At 54.8% G+C, this 20,163-nt stretch carries 19 protein-coding genes; 13 read left to right on the top strand and 6 right to left on the bottom strand.

Features of this window, described 5'->3' with window-relative positions; all coding sequences use genetic code 11:
- Window positions 1-12: 12 nt before the first annotated feature.
- The gene (yfiB, locus tag O3C79_RS03715; protein ID WP_494384851.1) at window positions 13-483 is read left to right on the top strand and encodes an outer membrane lipoprotein YfiB; all 471 of its coding nucleotides are present in this window, start codon (window positions 13-15) and stop codon (window positions 481-483) included.
- Window positions 484-645: 162 nt separating this feature from the next.
- Window positions 646-1,689, top strand: a complete 1,044-nt coding sequence (locus O3C79_RS03710; protein WP_494384850.1) for an alpha/beta hydrolase — start codon at window positions 646-648, stop codon at window positions 1,687-1,689.
- A 125-nt stretch (window positions 1,690-1,814) separates the two neighbouring features.
- Here O3C79_RS03710 and O3C79_RS03705 read toward each other — a convergent pair whose 3' ends face one another.
- Window positions 1,815-2,078 (bottom strand): Txe/YoeB family addiction module toxin, encoded by a 264-nt coding sequence (locus tag O3C79_RS03705; RefSeq protein WP_494384849.1) that lies wholly within the window; start codon window positions 2,076-2,078, stop codon window positions 1,815-1,817.
- Window positions 2,071-2,331 carry a type II toxin-antitoxin system Phd/YefM family antitoxin gene (locus O3C79_RS03700; protein WP_494384848.1) on the bottom strand — a complete coding sequence of 87 codons (261 nt, stop codon included), beginning with the start codon at window positions 2,329-2,331 and terminating at the stop codon, window positions 2,071-2,073. Before O3C79_RS03700 ends, O3C79_RS03705 begins: the two co-directional genes overlap by 8 nt.
- A 255-nt stretch (window positions 2,332-2,586) precedes the next feature.
- Here O3C79_RS03700 and O3C79_RS03695 point away from each other — a divergent pair, with 255 nt between their 5' ends.
- Together O3C79_RS03695 and O3C79_RS03690 are read left to right on the top strand one after the other, a co-directional pair.
- Window positions 2,587-4,302: an alkaline phosphatase D family protein gene (locus tag O3C79_RS03695; protein ID WP_494384847.1), complete on the top strand. Its 1,716-nt coding sequence runs from the start codon at window positions 2,587-2,589 to the stop codon at window positions 4,300-4,302.
- A gap of 330 nt (window positions 4,303-4,632) precedes the next feature.
- On the top strand, window positions 4,633-5,997 hold the full coding sequence (locus O3C79_RS03690) for an SIR2 family protein (RefSeq protein ID WP_494384846.1): 1,365 nt from the start codon (window positions 4,633-4,635) through the stop codon (window positions 5,995-5,997).
- 184 nt (window positions 5,998-6,181) lie between these two features.
- Here the strand turns inward: O3C79_RS03690 and O3C79_RS03685 are convergent, their stop codons facing one another.
- From O3C79_RS03685 to O3C79_RS03675, 3 genes are all read right to left on the bottom strand, one after another.
- Window positions 6,182-7,126: an IS481 family transposase gene (locus O3C79_RS03685; RefSeq protein WP_494384845.1), complete on the bottom strand. Its 945-nt coding sequence runs from the start codon at window positions 7,124-7,126 to the stop codon at window positions 6,182-6,184.
- Window positions 7,127-7,296: 170 nt separating this feature from the next.
- A complete protein-coding gene (locus O3C79_RS03680; protein ID WP_494384844.1) occupies window positions 7,297-7,608 on the bottom strand; it encodes a hypothetical protein in 312 nt (103 codons plus the stop codon).
- A 163-nt stretch (window positions 7,609-7,771) separates the two neighbouring features.
- The gene (locus O3C79_RS03675; RefSeq protein WP_494384843.1) at window positions 7,772-8,104 is read right to left on the bottom strand and encodes a hypothetical protein; all 333 of its coding nucleotides are present in this window, start codon (window positions 8,102-8,104) and stop codon (window positions 7,772-7,774) included.
- Between the two features lie 499 nt (window positions 8,105-8,603).
- Between O3C79_RS03675 and O3C79_RS03670 the strand changes: the two genes are divergently transcribed.
- The 6 genes from O3C79_RS03670 to O3C79_RS03645 all read left to right on the top strand — a co-directional run bounded on the left by O3C79_RS03670 (window position 8,604) and on the right by O3C79_RS03645 (window position 13,661).
- The gene (locus O3C79_RS03670) at window positions 8,604-8,858 is read left to right on the top strand and encodes a Trp family transcriptional regulator (protein ID WP_494384842.1); all 255 of its coding nucleotides are present in this window, start codon (window positions 8,604-8,606) and stop codon (window positions 8,856-8,858) included.
- Window positions 8,855-10,246 carry an anthranilate synthase component I family protein gene (locus O3C79_RS03665; protein WP_494384841.1) on the top strand — a complete coding sequence of 464 codons (1,392 nt, stop codon included), beginning with the start codon at window positions 8,855-8,857 and terminating at the stop codon, window positions 10,244-10,246. The genes O3C79_RS03670 and O3C79_RS03665 overlap by 4 nt, the downstream gene beginning before the upstream one ends.
- Window positions 10,243-10,905: an anthranilate synthase component II gene (locus O3C79_RS03660; protein WP_494384840.1), complete on the top strand. Its 663-nt coding sequence runs from the start codon at window positions 10,243-10,245 to the stop codon at window positions 10,903-10,905. Before O3C79_RS03665 ends, O3C79_RS03660 begins: the two co-directional genes overlap by 4 nt.
- 139 nt (window positions 10,906-11,044) lie before the next feature.
- Window positions 11,045-11,980: an ABC transporter ATP-binding protein gene (locus O3C79_RS03655; RefSeq protein ID WP_494384839.1), complete on the top strand. Its 936-nt coding sequence runs from the start codon at window positions 11,045-11,047 to the stop codon at window positions 11,978-11,980.
- A complete protein-coding gene (locus tag O3C79_RS03650) occupies window positions 11,977-12,738 on the top strand; it encodes an ABC transporter permease (protein WP_417534894.1) in 762 nt (253 codons plus the stop codon). Before O3C79_RS03655 ends, O3C79_RS03650 begins: the two co-directional genes overlap by 4 nt.
- Window positions 12,739-12,827: 89 nt before the next feature.
- Window positions 12,828-13,661, top strand: a complete 834-nt coding sequence (locus O3C79_RS03645; RefSeq protein WP_494384838.1) for an aldo/keto reductase — start codon at window positions 12,828-12,830, stop codon at window positions 13,659-13,661.
- Between the two features lie 14 nt (window positions 13,662-13,675).
- On the opposite strand, the gene O3C79_RS03640 is transcribed toward O3C79_RS03645, so the two are convergent.
- Window positions 13,676-14,110 carry a DUF1810 domain-containing protein gene (locus O3C79_RS03640; RefSeq protein WP_494384837.1) on the bottom strand — a complete coding sequence of 145 codons (435 nt, stop codon included), beginning with the start codon at window positions 14,108-14,110 and terminating at the stop codon, window positions 13,676-13,678.
- A gap of 267 nt (window positions 14,111-14,377) precedes the next feature.
- Between O3C79_RS03640 and O3C79_RS03635 the strand changes: the two genes are divergently transcribed.
- Genes O3C79_RS03635 through O3C79_RS03625 form a run of 3 tightly spaced genes read left to right on the top strand, consistent with a single transcriptional unit; the run spans window position 14,378 to window position 20,150 of the window.
- Window positions 14,378-15,832, top strand: coding sequence for a circularly permuted type 2 ATP-grasp protein (locus O3C79_RS03635; protein WP_010324764.1), 1,455 nt, complete (start codon window positions 14,378-14,380; stop codon window positions 15,830-15,832).
- Window positions 15,833-15,835: 3 nt separating this feature from the next.
- Window positions 15,836-16,762 (top strand): alpha-E domain-containing protein, encoded by a 927-nt coding sequence (locus O3C79_RS03630; RefSeq protein WP_076463161.1) that lies wholly within the window; start codon window positions 15,836-15,838, stop codon window positions 16,760-16,762.
- 22 nt (window positions 16,763-16,784) lie between these two features.
- Window positions 16,785-20,150, top strand: a complete 3,366-nt coding sequence (locus O3C79_RS03625; protein ID WP_494384836.1) for a transglutaminase family protein — start codon at window positions 16,785-16,787, stop codon at window positions 20,148-20,150.
- Window positions 20,151-20,163 lie beyond the last annotated feature (13 nt).

Here is a 20,163-nt window from a genome sequence, read left to right as displayed (position 1 = left end):
CGTGAGGTTGATGTGAAAAAGTTATTTATTTTGTTTTTTGCTCTAATGCTTTCAGCCTGTCAGCTATTCCCATCTGGAAGGCTTAATTCAGAGCAAGTAGCAGTGTTGAAAAAGCATGGCTTCAGCATCTCAGACGCCGGCTGGGAAGTTGGCCTCTCAGCGAAGGTACTGTTTGAGTTTGATTCAGACAATGTTACTTCAGAAAGCAAGAAAAAACTCCAAAATATAGCCGATGACTTTATAGACGTAGGCATTAGTGGCCTTACATTAGAAGGACACACAGATAATACTGGAGATCCAGAATATAATGTTCAACTATCTGAACGTCGTGCAACTGCTGTTGCCGATGTCATGATTGGAAGCGGGATGTCTAAGCAGAATATTTTTGTACGTGGCGTTGGCGACAAAAAACCGATTGCATCGAATAGTACTCTGGACGGACGCATGGAGAACCGAAGAGTTACAATTATTGTCGCAAACTAAACTTCATATATCTCAGAGTGAAATAGCTGTGCCACCGCTATTACCAGACAGCGAGCCGCCCCAACACACAGCCTCAAAGATGGCGATCAGGTGATCCCGGATGTATAAGTGTCTCTTGTAACCGGTTTTCGATACACGCAATCCAATCACGGGGCACACTGCATGAACAATCCCATTCTGGACATTGATGGCATCGATCCACGTATCAAGGCGGTCTTCGGCGCACTACCCCCGCCTTCCCTCCGTGATTTCGCCAGCCGCGAAGAACTGGTAGCTGCTGCGAACAGCGACAAGGCAAAAGCCACCCAAGCGCTGTTCAACCAGTTTCTGGAAGCGAATGATACGCCCCTGATAGCTCCCGACACGGGACTGGTGATTGAAGACTACTCATTCATTTCCAGCCCTGACGGCAACCCGTGCAACCTGCGTTTTATCCGCCCCGCCAACAACGCCAAGCTCCCCTGCGTGTACTACATTCATGGCGGCGGTATGCAGTACCTGTCCTGCTATGACGGTAACTACCGGGCCTGGGGCAGAATCATCGCCCAACAAGGCGTTGCCGTTGCCATGGTGGACTTCCGCAATGCCGTTGTGCCCTCATCCGTACCCGAGATCGCGCCCTTCCCAGCAGGTTTGAACGACTGTGTCAGCGGCCTCGAATGGCTATGGCGCGAGCATGAATCGCTGAATATAGACCCCGGCCAGACCGTCGTTGCCGGCGACAGCGGTGGTGGCAACCTGGCCATCGCCAGCATTCTGAAACTCAAGGAAACCGGGCTACATCGCAAGGTAAAAGGGCTGTTTGCGCTCTGCCCCTATATCGCCGGCAAGTGGCCTCAGCCAGAGTCCCCTTCGTCATCCGAGTTGAATGGCGTAATGCTTGATCTGCACAACAACCAGGGGCGCATCGGGTACGGCATTGAAGCGTTCGAGGCGAAAAACCCGCTCGCCTGGCCGTCATTCGCCAGCGAAGAAGACGTGACCGACTTCCCGCCAACCGTTATCAACGTGAATGAATTCGACCCGCTGCGGGATGAGGGCAAGGAGTTCTACCGACTGCTGACCAGAGCGGGTGTGGAGGCCAGTTGCCGTGAAGTGAAAGGCACCATTCATGGGACTGAAGTTTTCCCGATGGTTTGCCCTGAGATCAGCAACGAAACGGCTGCTGCCATTGCTGAGTTTTGTAGGAGTCGGGGTGAGTCGTGAATGCGACAACCATGCAGTCTCACCCAAGCCGCGCCTGATCAAACTGATTTCAGAATGGCTTGCTCCATCTCTGATTAGCAGGCGTGTTTCACTGACAGAGAATTCTGAACGCACCCCCAGCCCGCTCAATAGTGGTATCTGCACGAGATGATCGTGATGGAGACATCCTCCACGGCATATACAAGTCGATTGGTCTCATCAATGCGACGCGACCAGAAGCCGGCCAGGTTTTCCTTAAGAGCCTCTGGTTTGCCAATGCCTTCAAACGGAGATCTCTTTACATCAGCTATTAGCTTATTGATCCGTTTTAAAGTCTTCTTATCCTGACTTTGCCAGTAGATGTAGTCATTCCATGCTTCGTCAGTCCAACAAAGCAACCGACTACTCATCTTCATCAACCAACTTTCGCTCAGTTACTTTTCCTGCTTTGAATTGAGCAATGGATTTATTGAGGTGCTCGGCATTCGCTGGGGAACGCAAAAGGTGCACTGTCTCCATAAGGCTGTTGTAGTAATCAAGTGACATTACCACCGCATCCTCCGAATCACGGCGTGTAATCACCGTGGTGTCGGCATCGTTGACCACACCATCCAGCACGGCTTTAAGGCCATTGCGAGCCTCCGTGAATGAAACAATTTTCATGGAGCTTCTCCTGTACAGTTAACAGTACAAGTATAGAAAACACGCAATACATGTACAACTTAAAGTACATCTAATACCGCCACTCGAAGTCCTACTTAACCAACCTTGTGCGCTCTCAGAGCTATGCTGACTGATTTCCATGACCAGATATTGGCGATCCCATTCGACTGCGTATTCCAGACCAAATTTGCCAAAAACGCCTTGCTCACCCAGACTGTGGCTAACGTTCCAGGGACAGAATAAAGGTAATGGATTATGAAGAATTCGTTCGTAAACAAACCAGAGAGGCCTTGGCCCAACCCTTATCTTGAGGTCGCGGCAATTGTGGGCCACACCACCCCAAACAGTTCACGCCTCTGGTTTCGTACACATATTCCCGGCCAGTTCACCGTTCTTGTATTTGCACTTTCAGAGATACCCACAGAGGCAATTGACAGAGTGTTGGCGGACCCCCACCCCACACTGGCCCAATTTGATGGGTTACGTGCAATATCAGCAGATCATTATGCTCTTCAGTCCTACTCGTTCGAGAGCACACCAGAAACTGATACTACCGCTGTCATCGAGATCGAAAATCTAAGAGCCGATACACAATACCGCTACCTTTTGTGGAATGACGACACAGATCAGCCCGTGTTGGGGCACCAAAGGCCTCTGAATTTCAAAACCTTCTCTGAAGTTGCAGGACCAACCTCTTTCGGTTTTTTTTCCTGCCACATGCCGTACAAAACGACCCTCTTCGGTCGTACTCAGGTCGTCAACGAACACATGTGGGATTATTTTCATGAAATGCTCTCACGTCACAACAAAAAAGATTTGCGGTTTGTGTTGGCTGGCGGGGACCAGGTGTACAGCGATGGAGTCGAAACCCTCAGCATCTGGAATTTCTTGAAAAAGGTGATGCGCCGTGAGGGTGATCAACTTCTACCTGACATAGATGAAATGATTACCTGGTACCGAGATATCTATCGCGGCTACTGGGGGTTTCCTGCCCTGAGAGAGGTCTTTTCCAGTTTCCCCACCTACATGATCTGGGATGATCATGAAATTGCAGATGGCTGGGGGTCGTTTCGGTTTGCCGAAGGCATGCCAAGAGACGAAATAGATGAGATCCTTCCAGAGCAAAATGGCAGCAACCTGAGCTACCAAGACCGTTTCGAACTTATTCAGCGGATGCTGAAAGCCGCCAAGCATGTGTACGGGGAATACCAGCACAGCCATAACCCCAATATGCAGCAGGCATCACCCTCTTTTCCTTCCGATGCCTACGATTATCATATCAAGTTCCCTAAAGGGGCCTTGTATGTACTGGACGGACGTGGCCAACGGGATTTTGATCGCTCCTCACTCAAGATTTTGGGTAAGGACCAGCTGGAACGATTCAAGAACTGGATAGAAGAACTAGACGTTGAAGCAGCGCCGTTCATTTTTGTCGCCAGCGCGGTGCCAATGGTTCATTTGAGCCATGTTTTGGTGGACCAGGGGGAAGGGACTCTAGCCGATATTGCCAACGTTACAGATGATCTACGTGATGGCTGGGAGCATAAAGCACATCGAGTCGAAAACCGTACGCTACTGAAGTACCTGTTCAAAGCAGCCAAAAAAGGTCATCGGGTCTGTATTCTCAGTGGTGATGTACACGTAGCCGCAGCGTTTCGCCTAACCGACCCTGACTCAGGGAAAGTCATTTACCAGCTGACATCAAGCGCTATCACCTACAATCAATCACGTACTTTGGGTTGGGCATTAGGGAAGGCAGTACCTGATACCGGTGTGACACACGACGGTTATGAATTCAAACGCCTCGCACGCTACACCGATAGTAACTTCTCACTGGTGAGCGTAGATCCTGACAAGGATATGGTGGACTTCCAGCTCTATGGTGAACAGGTCACTCATGACCCGGAGAATGGGAATGCTAAGCAAAACTCCCACTCTATCGCCAAGATTGAGCTTCGTTTTACGGAATGAATATTTTCGTGACGAGCTTGAGAAAGTCCAAAAAGCGCACAAAGCGGACCTTCACGGGAGTCAGCCAATCGTTTCGAGCACCCAGCACCTGCGGAAAAGTCGATCTGACTTTTTGTGATTTTATACAGTGTATTGATGGCTACATGCTCTCCGTGCTCTCCGTGCTCGCTTTGTCGCGTACTTGTGCTCATTTGCGACTGGTAACAGGCTGAAAAATCGTTCACTATCATAGGAATATGGACTGGCCGTTGCAGGATACTGCGCACGGCAAAGCTGCAAAACGCGCATGCTTACGATTATGATGTTGGCGAAAAGGAGCGGTAGATATTTATGGAAGGTGATTTCGAAAAGTACAAAGAGGAGATGAGCGACGATATCGCCACCTGCCTTGATAGTATGGGCGTTCAACCTATCCTATTCGTCGGCTCAGGAATGTCTCAGCGTTATTTTGGCGGACCAAACTGGGATAATCTGCTCAAGGCTCTCGCTGATGAATGCCCTCTCCTTAATAAAAGCTACGCATATTACAAGCAAAAGAATAACTCTTTAATCGAGGTGGGAACTGAATTTTCAGAAGCATACCGAGAGTGGGCATGGGGTGACGGGAATGACCAGTTTCCGGAAGAACTTTTCTCGGATTTACAGCCACCTGATATTTACTTTAAGTATAAGGTCTCTGAATACTTCGAGGAGGTTATAAAGCCTGACTTTGAGCAGATTTTTTCAGGTGAAATTCATGAAGAAATCGAAGCTCTTAAGAGTGTCAGACCACACGCCTTGATAACAACTAATTATGATCGTTTTCTTGAACAGGTGTTTTCTGATTACTCAAGCATAATTGGGCAATCTATACTCAAAGCAAATTACACAGATGTGGGTGAGATACTAAAAATTCACGGCTGCTCTTCAGATCCTGAGAGCATAGTCATTACGTCATCAGATTATGAGGACTTCAAGGCTAAGAAGAAATATTTGAGTGCGAAGCTGCTAACCTTTTTTGCAGAACACCCTCTGGTCTTTCTTGGTTACAGTGCTGAAGATCCAAATATTAGGTCTATATTGTCCGACATAGATGAAATTCTTTCTCCTGATAACGACTTGATTCCAAATATATATCTTGTGGAATGGAACAAGAATGTTACTAATATGACGTCATACCCAAGAGAGAAACTCATCACAATTGATCATGAGCGCAGTGTTCGTGTGAAAAGTATAGTAGCTGATGATTTTACTTGGGTTTATCAGGCATTCGGGTCATCAGATGCTATTACGGCGATTAATCCAAAAATACTGCGAGCACTGCTTGCTCGGACTTACTCGTTGGTAAGACATGATATTCCGAAGAGAACTGTAGAGGTTAACTATCAAACTCTTGAGCATGCCGTCTCCGAAGAAGGTGAGTTAGCAAAGCTTTACGGTATAACGACCCTCGATGACCCTACTGCGGTCAATGCAATGTATCCTTTCTCTTTAACTCAAGTGTCCCAAGAGCTGGGCTATGCAAGCTGGCACCATGCAAACCAATTAATTATGAGAGTTGAGCAAGAAAAAGGTGTCAATATCAAACAGAGCGACAATAAATATCACGTTGCGATCATGGCAGGTCAAGTCATGCAAACTCATAAGTATTCGCAGGCAGCGATAGATTTACTTGAGCTGGTCAAAAATGGAGAGGATTATGAGACCCAGGTGTGACGGCTAACTGTTAATGCTAAACACGTTACTCACGCAGCTTCAGTATTCGAGACACTGGGAGCAGACTTCCAATATTGCCATGAGGACGCTGTTGATTTTAGTGATTGATCCAGTCAGTTAACCCTCCACTGCGTTATAGATCATTCTCATAGGGAACTGCGTACGCCCTCTCTAGGTGTGAATACTAAACACGTTGTTCACGCAGCTTCGGTATTCGAGACACCGGCGGTAGACTTCCGATACTGCCATGAGGGCGCTGTTTATTGTAGTGGTTGATCCAATCTGTCAGCGCCCAAGTCCTTGATATGTCATTTGCGTAGGGCACCGCATATGCCCATTCCCGGATCATTGTCTGTATAAAACGCTCCGCCTTGCCGTTCGTTCTGGGCGTGTATGGGCGCGTGTACACATGCTTGATCCCTTCCCGTTGTAAAACTGCATTGAACCGACGGGAACGATAGGCTGGACCGTTATCGGTCATCAGGCGTTTCACCTCCACACCTATACCGCGGTAGGCCGCCAGAGCGTTTTCCAAAAAGCGCGTTGTAGTGCCTTGCTGCTCATCGGGCAGCACCCGGGCAAACGCCCAGCGGCTGTGATCATCAATGCAGATATGGACGCATTCGTAACCCGCACCTCGCGTGTTATGCCGACGGTTGTTTGTTACACGGTGGCCGGGCCTATCGAAGCGAGGCAGCTTCTTGATATCCATATGCAGCATGTCACCCGGCGCGGGGTGCTCGTAGCGTTGTACAGGCTGCACCGGCTCCAGGTGTGAGGATCGATTGAGCTTCAGTCGGCGCAGTACAGCTGTCACGGTGGAGTACGCCAGACTCAGTGCCTGTGCGATCTGCTTGGCGGTCCACTTGAGTGTCAGGCGCATCTTCTGAATCAGCTCAATCCACTGTTTCGGCATCTGCCTTGGTGAGGTGTGGGGACGGCTGGATGCTGACTCAAGACCCGCCTCACCTGCCTCTCGATAACGAGCAAGCCACTTGTAGACGGTGTGCGTGCTGATACCAAAAGTGCTGGCAATGTCTCGCACAGGCTGCTGTTTACGGAGGGCTCGATCAACGATCAGGGCTCGAATATGAGGCGTAGTTCGGGCATTCTTGTGAGGGTTGTTCATGTCGGCTGTTCTGTGCTGTTTGTTTGGCGATAACCAGCATCTCGAACTTAACCGGCATGAACAACCTCCTTAGCACCCACATCTAGGCTCATCGTCTGAATGAAACGCTTGGCCTAACGCTCTTAGCAGGGGCGCGCATGTGTGCGCTCCTGCTAAACTTATTAGACCTATTACAAGCAATTCAGATCAAAGCCTTCATTTCTAGCGCATCTTTCAATGCTATTTAGGTAGTTTATCAAGGCATCGTTCTTTTCATAAACAATGCGAGCATAATCTTCTTTAGGAATATGATCTATGGACTCAATAGATAGCATTACATCCTCATTCCACTTCTCAGAATGTATATGATCACGACCTATGTATATAGCGGCAATGATTTGTTGCTGTACTTTCGGCGAAAGTGAATCGACAAACGCTTTTGCCTGTACTTGACTTAGCGGAGCCGAACTCTTTAAAGAGCTAATTGCGTGATAGATAGGCATATAATCTGCTTTTTCCTGTTAACAAAGTGGGTACATTTTACAGAAGCCCAACGCTGCCATAGATAGTGGAAAGAACGAGCGTCCGGCTACCGCAGGGAGAGAATTTAATGGCTTTGTTAGCATGTGGCTCAGAAACAGTAAGCTTCTAAGACACATTCGAGCATTAATCGTCCACAACTCCATCAGCGAGGTCACTTACTTGCTTGACTTCCTCACGGACTTTCAGCGGGTTTTGATGAAGAACAGAACGAACCTTTCGGTAAGCCTTCCACTGCTCCACTGTCAGGTTACGATCGTGAAGTTTGTGCTGGATAGCTCGCTGAGCACCTGCTTCCCCAACCATCTCCACCAACTTATCGTAATCACGATTATCCCGAAGCTCTGACCCTGTCCCCTTAAGGTCTTCATATCCTTTTTGAAATTTGTCGAGCATTTCAATCACCATACGTTTGCCGCAGAATAGCCTGCTCTGACTGTTATGGGGATCGCTGCTCAAATTTCAACCTTTTCTACAGCTTTAAGAACCGGCACTGCTTGCGTGTGATCTTCCCCAGGTAAATCTGGATACCTGTTAGGTGGACTTCCCCCGAAACGTGTGAACTACACGTCCGCTTCGGGCCAGCAACTGAAGTAAAAATGGGCTTCCTTTAAGTTACATATGACCACTTGTGGAAGCTCTCATCACGGGCGTATTGTACCCAAGATGCTCGGGACAGTTCCTAGCTTACGTATTCCAGTCCAAGCTCTCACCACTGCTATGGCCAAAGCACTGAAGTACTAATCAGGGCTTAAATTTGCCCCAAAACACGCCCCAAAACCCTCGAAATTGAACATTCGCAAAGCCAAAATATTAGAAAAGCTTGATAAGTACGGTATCACGGGGCCTCCAGCCCACTAGAAATGTTCAGTTTCGTGAAACCAGTTTCATCTGAAACTGAACATATCAAGACACTTTCCAATTGACCCCAGCCCGCATTGTGATACCGTACTAGTACATGAATACAAACCATTTGAATGAGCTGCTCGATCACCTGCACAGCATGCAGGATCGGGACTCCCTGGCTGACGCATTGCGCGATCTGTTGACTCCGGCTGAACTGACCGAGGTCTGCAATCGGCTGCAGATTCTACGCATGCTGGAAGCCGGTGTGCCCCAACGGGAGATCGCCAAACAGCTCGGCGTCGGTATCGCCACCGTGACCCGCGGGGCGCGCGCCCTCAAGATCAAACAGCAACAGAGGCTAACATGAGCCAGAAACCGGCCCGCATTACGCTGCCGCGCAAGCCACATTATGTGACACTGGCGGCGGATATCGACTTCTTTGGCCTGTTCAAGAAGATCGAAAAACGCTTCGACAACTGCTTTATGCTGGAGTCGCTGGGTGAAGAGAGCTTTCTCTCTCGCCACTCCATCATCGGTTTTGATCCGGAGCAGATCCTCTGGGCTACCGAGGGTGAGCTGCATGTGCAGGGCCGTGACGGTGAAGTGCAGAGCTACGCCAGCGACAACCCCTATTACCTGCTGCGCGATATCGTGCCCCAGGACATCATTTCGCGTAAGTATGCGGGCGGCCTGACCGGTTACATCGGCTACGACTGCATGAACTACTTTGAGCCCAGCCTGAATCTGCAGCACAGCGACATGTTCGATGTGTTCCGTTTCGGCGTGTTCAAGGATGGCCTGATTCTCGACAAGATGACCGGCGAAGTGATCTATTTCCATTACGATGACAGCCGTATGGAGACGATCGAGCAGATTCTGGCCGAGCCGGAAGTGGAAAACGGCCCGCTGACAGTCACGCCCATGGGCGAAACCATGACCCAGGACGAGCACGCCGCGGCCGTGATGAAGGTGAAGCAGGACATCATCGACGGCAAGATCTTCCAGTGCGAAGTGGGCTTCAAGAAGCGTTTCCGTCTGGAAGGCGACAGTATCAACCTGTACGAGCAGCTGCGCGAGGTGAACCCGTCCCCGCAGATGTACTACGTGAAATTCGGCGAGCAGAAACTGATCGGCGCCAGCCCCGAGCTGCTGTTCCGCCTCCGCCAGGGCGAGATGGAGACCTTCCCGCTGGCCGGTACCACCAAGCGCGGTGCCAATGAGGTGGAAGACACCCAATACGCCCGAGGCCTGCTGAACGATCCCAAGGAGATCGCCGAGCACAACATGATCGTCGACCTGCACCGCAACGATATCGGCCGTGTGGCCCGTTTCGGCACGGTGAAAGTACGCAGCCTAATGGACATCAAGCGCTTCAGCCACGTGCAGCATATCTCCAGCGAGATTGTCGGCATCATCTCTGAAGATCACGACATGTTCTCGGCACTGGCCAGCAACTTCCCTGCAGGCACGTTGACGGGCGCACCCAAGATCGAAGCAATGAAGATCATCGACGATCTGGAATCCGACGGTCGCGGCCCTTACGGCGGTGCTGTCGGCCACTTCTCCTTCAACGGTGATTGCACCTTTGCCATCCCCATCCGCACCGTGTTTGCCAACGGCGAGAACGCTTATGTGCAGACCTGTGGCGGTAACGTGTACGACTCCAACCCGGAAGACGAATACGAAGAGATCCGGCGCAAGTTCGCCGGCACCAAAAAGGTTCTGGATCAGTTCGCGGCGGAGGGCCAGGCATGAAGGTCTATATCATCGATAACTACGACTCCTTCACCTACAACCTCTATCAGTACATCGGCGAGATCCTGAGCACCGAACAGCATCAGGGCCGCCTGGAGAGCTTCGAGATTGTGGTGAAACGCAACGATGAGGTGACGCTGGCCGATCTGCGCGACGCTGCGCCGGATCGCATCATCATTTCGCCGGGGCCGGGTTCGCCTGAAGACCCGGAATACTTCGGTGTCTGTGCCGAGGTGATCCGTGAGCTTGGGCCACAGATCCCGCTGATGGGCGTGTGCCTGGGCATGCAGGGCATCGTGCACGTATTCGGCGGCAAGGTTGTCAAGGCGACGTTGCCCATGCATGGCAAGATCAGCCCGATCAGCCACACCGCCGAGGGCGTATTCGCCAATACGCCGGACCAGTTGGAGATCATGCGCTATCACTCGCTGATGGCCGAGGCGGAAAGCCTGCCGGAGTGCCTGGACGTAACGGCTGTCGTTGGCGACCTGCCAGTGGAGAGTTTTACCGACCACGCCCGTATCCATCAGGGTGGTGACTTCGAGATCATGGGCGTACGCCATAGCGAACACCCGATCCAGGGTATCCAGTTCCACCCCGAGTCCTTTGCTACCGAAGGTGGCAAGGAACTGATCGCCAACTTCCTGTTTCAGGCGTGAAACCGACGCACCGGCGCATCCGACGCCGGTGCAACCTTCCCAATGTGATCCAACACGCACAGTATCGCGCTACACTCTTCTCCTGATACTTTTTTCCCGTTGTACTTTCCAGCTGCCAACCAGATGACAAGGAGCCCCCGTGCAACCCATTATTCAAATCCAGGGTGTCGGCAAGACTTATGCGTCCGGCTTTACGGCTCTCAAGTCGGTCGACCTGGACATTCATCGCGGCGAAATCTTCGCCCTGCTCGGCCCCAACGGGGCGGGCAAAACCACTCTAATCAGCATTATCTGCGGCATCGTCAACGCCAGCTCTGGCCGGGTACTGGCCGACGGCATGGATATTGTCGAAGACTATCGCGCCGCACGCAGCCTCATCGGGCTGGTGCCCCAGGAACTGACCACTGATGCCTTCGAGAGCGTCTGGGATACGGTGTCGTTCAGCCGCGGGCTGTTCGGCAAACCGGCTGATCCGGCCTATATCGAGAAGGTTCTGCGCCAGCTCTCGCTGTGGGACAAGCGCAATTCCAAGATGCTGGCCCTGTCCGGCGGCATGAAACGGCGCGTGATGATCGCCAAGGCGCTCTCGCACGAGCCCGGCATCCTGTTTCTGGATGAACCCACCGCCGGGGTGGATGTGGAACTGCGCCGCGACATGTGGGAGATGGTGCGCGGTCTGCGCGATAACGGCGTCACCGTGATCCTCACCACCCATTACATCGAAGAAGCAGAAGAGATGGCCGACCGTATCGGCGTTATTACCCGTGGCGAGCTGATTCTGGTGGAAGACAAGGACACCCTGATGCACCAGCTGGGGCAGAAACAGCTACACCTGATTCTGCAGACACCGCTGGACAGTCTTCCCGCACCCCTGCAGAGCTTCAACCTGGAACTCAGTGAAGACGGCAGCCAACTGACCTTCACCTTTGATGCCCACCAGGAAACCAGCGGCATTGCCGAGCTGCTCAGCAGCCTCAGTGAACAGGGCATCGCCCTCAAGGACCTTCAGTCCAAGCAAAGCTCTCTGGAAGATATTTTCGTCAACCTCGTTCACCGCCCGGAGGCGTCCGCATGAACCTCAATGGCGTTCGCGCTATCTACAAATTCGAGATGAACCGCACTCGCCGCACCCTGATGCAGAGCGTGATTTCGCCGGTGCTGTCGACCTCGCTCTATTTCATCGTGTTCGGCACCGCCATCGGCTCGCGCATGGGCGAGATCGACGGCGTTAGCTACGGGGCGTTCATTATTCCCGGCCTGTTGATGCTGTCACTGCTGAGCGAGAGTATTTCCAACGCTTCCTTCGGCATCTTCTTCCCCAAGTTTTCCGGCACCATCTATGAGGTGCTGTCGGCCCCGGTGTCCTCATTCGAGATTATCGCCGGGTATGTGGGGGCGGCCGCAACCAAGTCGTTAATTATCGGCACGCTGATACTGCTCACGGCACGGCTGTTTGTGGACTACAGCATCGCCCACCCGTTCTGGATGCTGGCGTTCCTGCTGCTGACAGCGCTCACCTTCAGCCTGTTCGGCTTTATCATCGGCGTCTGGGCCAACGACTTCCAGCAGCTGCAGATCATCCCGCTGATGGTGATCACCCCGCTGACTTTCCTTGGCGGTGCCTTCTACTCCATCAACATGCTGCCCGAGCCCTGGCAGACACTGACTCTGTTCAACCCCGTGGTCTATCTGATTAATGGCTTCCGCTGGGCCTTCTATGGCGTGGCCGATGTGCATATGGGCCTGAGCCTGGGCATGACGCTGCTGTTCCTGCTGATCTGCCTGTCCGTGGTCTGGTGGATCTTCCGCACCGGCTACCGTATCAAGCCCTGAGCCACCAACTTTTTTACGGATAGTGCCGCCCCCGATGCGGCGTGTACTATCCGGCCTACTATCACCGGAACGACATTGGAGAGTTGTAGATGAGCGTTAAACTCGCCCCGACCCTGACGCTGGCCAACGGCGTCGAAATCCCCCAGCTGGGGCTGGGTACCTGGCCGATGAACGATGCCGAAGCCAGCCAGGCTGTGACCACGGCGCTGGAGCTGGGTTATCGCCTGATCGACACGGCGGAGAACTACGAGAATGAACGCGGTGTTGGCAAGGGTATCCGCAATGCGTCCATCCCGCGTGAACAGGTGTTTGTGACCACCAAATTCAACCGCCAATGGCACAGCTTTGATGGCGCGCGGGAAGCCTGCGAAGCCAGCCTGCAGCGTCTCGGGCTGGACTATATCGACCTGCTGCTGATCCACTGGCCCAACCCGGATCAGGACCGCTTCCTCGAAGCCTTTCTGGGCCTGATGAACCTGCTCGACAAGGGGCTGGTCCGGGCGATTGGTACGTCCAACTTCAAGCCGGCCCATCTGCAGCGCTTGCTTGATCTGGGACTGGCACCGCATCTGAACCAGATCCAGCTGGACCCTTACCACCGCCGCGACGACCTGATCGCCCTGCACCAACAGCAGGGTATCCAGACGCAGGCCTGGCGCCCGTTGGGCTGTGGTGGCGACATGCTGAACGACCCCGTGATCACGGGCATCGCGGCGCAGCACCAGCACACCACGGCGCAAATCGTGCTGCGCTGGGCCATGCAGCAGGGCATCGCCGCCGCACCCAAGTCCGCCAATCCGCAACGCATGGCGGAAAACCTGAACCTGTTCGACTTTGAGCTCAGCACTGAGGAGATGGCGGCGCTGGATCAGCTCGGACGTGACGATCCTGACATGCTGGATGCGGACAACTTCGGTCACTGACCGAGACTGCCACCTCAGCGATCTTCGCCTTCCAGGCAGGCAAGGGTGAGCGGGTCACGCTCACCCTTGTAGTACTTATCCAGTATCTGCTCAAACACAGATCCGGCCTCATCCACCTGCGCAAACAGGGTCGCGCAGGAGCGCAATTTCAGGTCATCCGGCGAGCCCATAATCGCATGGGCACTCACCCCTTCCAGCGCCAGCAACGCTTCGCAGCACTCACGCAGCCGGGCGCCCAACACCGGGTGCTGCAGATAGGCACGCGCCTCTTCAATACCGGGGATGCCATAACGCCTGGCCATGCCGCTGCGCCCCAGTGCGCTCAGTTGCGGCAGGATAAACCAGATCCAGTGACTGCGTTTACGCCCCGCCCGCAGCTCGGCCAGCGCCTGTGGATACACGCTTGCCTGCGCCTGCACAAAGGCGTCCAGTGAAAAGGGTTCCTGCATCGTCATCAGCCTGTCATCGGACTTTGTACTACTTTGATTAAGTGTAGCGAAGTGTTCGCGTACACAGCTGCGGCTGTCACGATTAATCAATATGGCCTGCAAATTGCTGAGTAAAACCTAATCACCCTTCTGTGAACCGGGGAATTCGCGTTTTCACAGTTTTCCCTGCCCCACGGGCCAGCAAGAGCCTGAAGGGTGCACACAACCGGACAGCACTGCTTCTTTTTGGTGCATTCCTGAGCCTCAGCATGACAAGCAGGTTTGGCTATGACGATGGATTGGAAAGCGTACGACCCGAACGGGTATTTTGATGAGCTAATCGATGCCAAGGGCGGTGTTCGCCCACCAGCACGCCAGTTGATTCAATGCCTGGACTCCCTCCCCCCCGAAGAGATCGAATCACGCCGGCAGATGGCCGAAGCCACGATTCAGGAGATGGGGGTCAGTTTTACCGTCTACACCGGCGAAGGCACCATCGACCGTGCCTGGCCCTTTGATATCATTCCGCGCACCATTTCCGCCAGCCAGTGGCGCACCACGGCGGCCGGTCTGGAGCAGAGGCTGAAAGCGCTCAACCTGTTTATCAACGATCTCTACCACGATCAGCAGATTCTCAAAGACGGCATCATCCCCAGCGAGATCATTCTGGAATCGAAGAACTTCCGCCCGGAATGTGTCGGCATCTCGCCGCCGCTGAATGTCTGGGCCCATATCTGCGGTACCGACCTGGTCCGCGATGGTGATGGCGAGTTCTACGTGCTGGAAGATAACCTGCGTGTGCCATCCGGCGTGTCCTACATGCTGGAGAACCGCGCGATCACCAAGCGCGTGCTGCCCGAGCTGTTCGAGCAGGACGACATCCTGCCGGTCACCGATTACTGTGCCCAGCTGTTCGACATGCTCAAATCCCTGTCGCCACGGGATGTGCGTAAACCCGTCATCGTGGTACTGACCCCCGGCATATTCAACTCCGCCTATTTCGAGCACACCTTCCTGGCTCAGCAGATGGGCGTCGAGCTGGTCGAGGGTTCGGATCTGGTGGTGGATGAAAAGGATTGCGTTTACATGCGCACCATCAGCGGCCTGGAACGGGTGGATGTGATCTACCGCCGCATTGACGATCTGTTCCTCGACCCTGAGGTGTTCGAAAAGGATTCCGTTCTGGGCGTACCGGGGCTGATGCGGGCCTGGCAGAAAGGCAAGGTCGCACTGGCCAATGCACCGGGTGCCGGCGTGGCCGATGACAAGGTAGTGTATGCCTATGTCCCCGAGATTATCCGCTACTACCTGAACGAAGAGCCGATCATCAAGAACGTGGAAACTTACCTCTGTGATGATCCCGAACAGCGTGCCTATGTGTTGGAGAATCTGGACAAACTGGTGGTGAAGCCCGCCAACGAGTCCGGCGGCTACGGCATGCTGGTGGGACCTCACTCCACCAAGAAGGAACAGGCCCAGTTCGCCAAGCTGATTCAGGACAACCCGCGCAACTACATCGCCCAGCCCACACTGGCCCTCTCCACTGCCCCGACCTTGGTTGAACAGGGACGACTGGAACCGCGCCATCTGGATCTGCGCCCCTTCATCCTGCAGGGCAAGGAGACCTACGTGACCACCGGCGGGCTGACCCGTGTGGCCATGAAAAAGGGCTCACTGGTGGTGAACTCCTCCCAGGGTGGGGGAAGCAAGGACACCTGGATTGTTGCCGGCGGGGAGGAATAAACAATGCTGTCAAAAGTTGCCGAACGTCTTTACTGGGCCGCCCGCTATCTGGAGCGCGTGGAAAATACTGCCCGCCTGGTGGGTGTCTACGACAAGTTGCTGTTCGACCTGCCACGTGATGTGAATATCAGCTGGTACAGCCTGGTCGAGTTGAACAGCGCCACCGGCCCCTTTGAAGAGCGCTATCAGGTTCGCAGCGAGCACAATGTGGTCAAGTTCATGCTGGCCGACGATACCAACCCCAGCTCCATGCTCACCGCGTTGAGCATGCTGCGCGAGAACATCCGCACCAGCCGTGATGTGCTGCCGGTGGAAAGCTGGGAACATATCAACGAGCTCTACCTGTACGCGCAGAACAATATCCGTCTGGGCATCAACCGCAGTCAGCGCCATGAGTTTCTGGACCAGATCGTGTGCCGCTGCCAGATGTTCTTCGGCATGCTGTCCGGCACCATGAGCCACGACGCCCCCTGGCAGTTCGTCAAACTGGGGCGGGATCTGGAGCGCGCGGATATGACCACCCGTATTCTGGATGCCGGTGCCGCTGCCCTGCAGCAGGCCAATGGCGATTCCAGCGTCAACCTGCGTCAGGTGGTCTGGGGCAATGTGTTGCGCTCCGCCAGTGCCTATATGAGTTACCGCCGCAGCGTGCGCCTGTCTGTCGCCGGGCCGGATGTAGCCTGGTACCTGCTGCAGGACCCCAACTTCCCGCGCAGCGTTGCCGCCTGTCTTACCCAGCTGAAAATCTCCGCCGGCAAACTGCCTCACAGCAAGGCGCTGGTGGATGAGGTCAAGGAGATTGACCTTGAACGCTACCAGATCGAAACCGATGCCGACCTGGGGCGTGATTTCCGCAGCTACCTGAATGATCTGCAGATTCAAATCTGTCAGCTCAGCAACCGTATTGCCCAAACCTGGTTCCCAGCCTGAAACGCCATAAGAGGCCTGCACCGTGACCATTCGTATTGCGATCAACCATGTGACCGAATACCGTTTCGATCGGCTGGTGAACCTGTCCCCACACCAGTTGCGACTGCGCCCGGCCCCCCACAGCCGCACCCACATTCACGGCTACAGCCTCAGAATTGAGCCGGAAAACCACTTTATCAACTGGCAGCAGGACCCGTTCGGCAACTACATCGCCCGCCTGGTATTCCCCGAGAAGGCCGACAAGCTCCGGATTGAAGTGGAGGTGATCGCCGATATGACGGTGATTAACCCCTTTGATTTCTTTGTCGAAGAGTACGCCGAACACTTCCCGTTTACTTACGAGAAGGACCTGAAAAAGGAACTCCAGCCCTATCTTGAGGTGCGCGAAGCGGGCCCCTTACTGCAAGCCTGGCTGGAAGCCGTTCCACGGGACAAGGTTTCGATCAACGATTTCCTGGTGCAGGTGAACCAGCGTCTGCAGCAGGATATTGGCTACGGCATTCGTCTTGAGCCGGGCGTACAAACCTGTGAAGAAACCCTGAGCCTGAAGAAGGGTTCCTGCCGCGATACCTGCTGGCTGCTGGTGCAGATCTTCCGCCATCTGGGGCTGGCAGCACGCTTTACCTCCGGCTATCTGGTCCAGCTGAAACAGGATCAGGAAGCTCTGGATGGCCCTTCAGGTGCCGGCGAAGACTTCACCGACCTGCACGCCTGGTGTGAGGTTTATATTCCCGGTGCCGGCTGGGTAGGACTGGACCCGACCTCAGGTCTGCTCACCGGCGAGGGTCATATCCCGCTGGCCTGCACCCCGTCACCGGAATCCGCCGCCCCGATGACCGGCTGCACCGACGAATGCGAAGTTGAGTTCAGTTACAGCAATACCGTCACCCGTATCCACGAAGATCCACGTGTAACCAAACCCTACACGGATGAACAATGGGCCTGCATTGATGCCCTGGGCAAGATGGTGGACCAGGAGCTGCAGCAGGGCGACGTGCGCCTGACCATGGGCGGCGAGCCCACCTTTGTCTCCATCGATGACATGGATTCAGCGCAGTGGAATATCGAAGCTCTGGGTGAAGACAAGCTGCGTCTGGCCAAGGATCTGTTGCTGCGCCTGCGCCAGCGTTTTGCCCCCTCCGGCCTGCTGCATTACGGCCAGGGCAAGTGGTATCCCGGTGAGGAAGTACCGCGCTGGGCGCTGGGCTGTTTCTGGCGTACCGACGGTGAACCCCTGTGGCAGGACAGCGCGTTGCTGGCACGGGTCGACAAGGATTATGGCCACGACATTGATGACGCCCGCCGCTTCATGCACACCCTGTGTCGTAATTTAGGCCTGCCCTCGCGCTACCTGATGGAAGCCCTCGAAGACAGCCTGCACTATCTGCGCCACGAGCAGCAGTTGCCGGTGGATGTGGACCCCAAGACGTTTGACCTCAAGGATGACCTGGACCGCAAACGTCTGGCCCGACTGCTTACCCGTGGACTGGATACCCCCACGGGACTGGTGCTGCCTCTGGGCTGGAATCACGGCAGCGGCGGCTGGCGTTCCACTCCCTGGCAGCTGCGCAGTGACGAGCTGATCCTGATTCCGGGCGACTCCCCACTGGGATTCCGCCTGCCGCTGAACAGCCTGCCGGCGCAGGCCGAAGACAAACTGAATTTTGAACCCGATGCCGACCCCTTTGATGCCAAGTTGCCGCTGCCGGGATACCGTCCTTTTGCCGACATGCCACCGGGGCAGCACAGCAACCCGGCTGACGTGCGCCAGATAATGGAAACCTCCGCCGACGAGGATTCGCCTGTTATTACTGATGTGCTCATTACAGCGCTCTGTATCGAGCCCCGTCACGGCCGCCTGCATCTGTTCCTGCCGCCCATCGCTCAGCTGGAACACTATGTCGACCTGATCAATCATATCGAGCATACCGCTGCCGAACTGCAGTTGCCGGTGGTGATCGAAGGCTATGAGCCGCCCCGAGACCCGCGCCTGCAGAAATTACTGGTGACCCCGGACCCCGGTGTCATCGAAGTGAATATCCATCCGGCCGGCAGCTGGCAGGAGCTGGTGGACAACACCACGGTGCTCTATGAAGAGGCCCGACTGTCACGACTGGGCACCGAGAAATTCATGGTCGATGGCCGTCATGGCGGCACCGGCGGCGGCAACCACGTGACACTGGGCGGACGCACCTCGGAAGACAGCCCGCTGCTGCGCCGACCGGATCTGCTGCGCTCGCTGGTAACCTTCTGGCAGCACCACCCCAGTCTCTCCTACCTGTTCTCCGGCATGTTTATCGGCCCGACCAGCCAGGCACCACGCGTGGACGAAGGCCGTGACGAAGCCCTGTATGAACTGGAGATCGCCTTCCAGCAGATGCCGGAAGGGCTGGTCGACAAACCCTGGCTGGTGGACCGCCTGATGCGCAACCTGCTGGTGGATATCACCGGCAACACCCACCGCTCCGAATTCTGCATCGACAAGCTCTACTCCCCCGGCACCGCCTCGGGCCGCCAGGGAATTCTGGAATTCCGCGGCTTCGAGATGCCACCGCATGCCCAGATGTCACTGGTGCAGGTATTGCTGTTGCGGGCACTGGTGGCCCGCTTCTGGAAGGCCCCCTATCAAAAACCGCTGGTGCGCTGGGGCACCCAGCTCCACGATCGCTTCATGCTGCCCCATGCCATCTGGTCTGACCTCAAGGATGTGGTGAACGACCTCCAGGCCCACGACCTGCCCTTCCAGCTGGAGTGGCTGGCACCCTTCGAGGAGTTCCGCTTCCCGCACTATGGCCGCGTACAGATCGACGATATCGAGATGGAGCTGCGCTGGGCCATCGAACCCTGGCACGTACTGGGTGAAGAGGTTTCCAGCTTTGGCACCGCGCGCTATGTGGACTCCTCCGTTGAACGCCTGCAGGTCCGCCTGACCGGCCTCACCGAAGGGCGTCACGTGCTTGCCTGCAACGGCCGCCGCGTGCCACTCAAGAGCACCGGGGTGCAGGGTGAGTTTGTCGCTGGCGTGCGCTATCGCGCCTGGAATCCGCCATCCGCGCTGCACCCCACCATTGGCGTGCATGCACCGCTGACCTTTGATCTGATCGACACCTGGAACGGCCACTCAATCGGCGGCTGTACCTATCATGTCAGCCACCCGGGTGGGCGCAGCTACGACAACCAGCCGGTTAACGCCTTTGAAGCCGAAGCCCGTCGGGTCAATCGTTTCGAGCAGTTCAACCACACCCCCGGTGCGGTGACGCCGCCGCCCTTTTATGAAGCCCTGCGCGAGTTTTTCCCGCATGGCACCGAGCCACGGCCCATGCAGCCACCACGGGAGGAGATTCTGGCGGAGTACCCCTGGACGCTGGACCTGCGAAAGTACACTTGAAGTGTTCAATAAA

Source organism: Marinobacterium sp. NO-S09 (genome assembly GCF_059179545.1).
This window is presented reverse-complemented; position numbering and strand designations above follow the sequence as displayed.

Coding starts and splice junctions, on each gene's coding strand:
- O3C79_RS03635 (WP_010324764.1), top strand. CDS start 14,378: ATGACGATGGATTGGAAAGCGTACGACCCGAACGGGTATTTTGATGAG.
- O3C79_RS03710 (WP_494384850.1), top strand. CDS start 646: ATGAACAATCCCATTCTGGACATTGATGGCATCGATCCACGTATCAAG.
- O3C79_RS03645 (WP_494384838.1), top strand. CDS start 12,828: ATGAGCGTTAAACTCGCCCCGACCCTGACGCTGGCCAACGGCGTCGAA.
- O3C79_RS03705 (WP_494384849.1), bottom strand. CDS start 2,078: ATGAGTAGTCGGTTGCTTTGTTGGACTGACGAAGCATGGAATGACTAC.
- O3C79_RS03660 (WP_494384840.1), top strand. CDS start 10,243: ATGAAGGTCTATATCATCGATAACTACGACTCCTTCACCTACAACCTC.
- O3C79_RS03630 (WP_076463161.1), top strand. CDS start 15,836: ATGCTGTCAAAAGTTGCCGAACGTCTTTACTGGGCCGCCCGCTATCTG.
- O3C79_RS03695 (WP_494384847.1), top strand. CDS start 2,587: ATGAAGAATTCGTTCGTAAACAAACCAGAGAGGCCTTGGCCCAACCCT.
- O3C79_RS03690 (WP_494384846.1), top strand. CDS start 4,633: ATGGAAGGTGATTTCGAAAAGTACAAAGAGGAGATGAGCGACGATATC.
- O3C79_RS03700 (WP_494384848.1), bottom strand. CDS start 2,331: ATGAAAATTGTTTCATTCACGGAGGCTCGCAATGGCCTTAAAGCCGTG.
- O3C79_RS03680 (WP_494384844.1), bottom strand. CDS start 7,608: ATGCCTATCTATCACGCAATTAGCTCTTTAAAGAGTTCGGCTCCGCTA.
- O3C79_RS03665 (WP_494384841.1), top strand. CDS start 8,855: ATGAGCCAGAAACCGGCCCGCATTACGCTGCCGCGCAAGCCACATTAT.
- O3C79_RS03685 (WP_494384845.1), bottom strand. CDS start 7,126: ATGAACAACCCTCACAAGAATGCCCGAACTACGCCTCATATTCGAGCC.
- O3C79_RS03640 (WP_494384837.1), bottom strand. CDS start 14,110: ATGCAGGAACCCTTTTCACTGGACGCCTTTGTGCAGGCGCAGGCAAGC.
- O3C79_RS03670 (WP_494384842.1), top strand. CDS start 8,604: ATGAATACAAACCATTTGAATGAGCTGCTCGATCACCTGCACAGCATG.
- O3C79_RS03650 (WP_417534894.1), top strand. CDS start 11,977: ATGAACCTCAATGGCGTTCGCGCTATCTACAAATTCGAGATGAACCGC.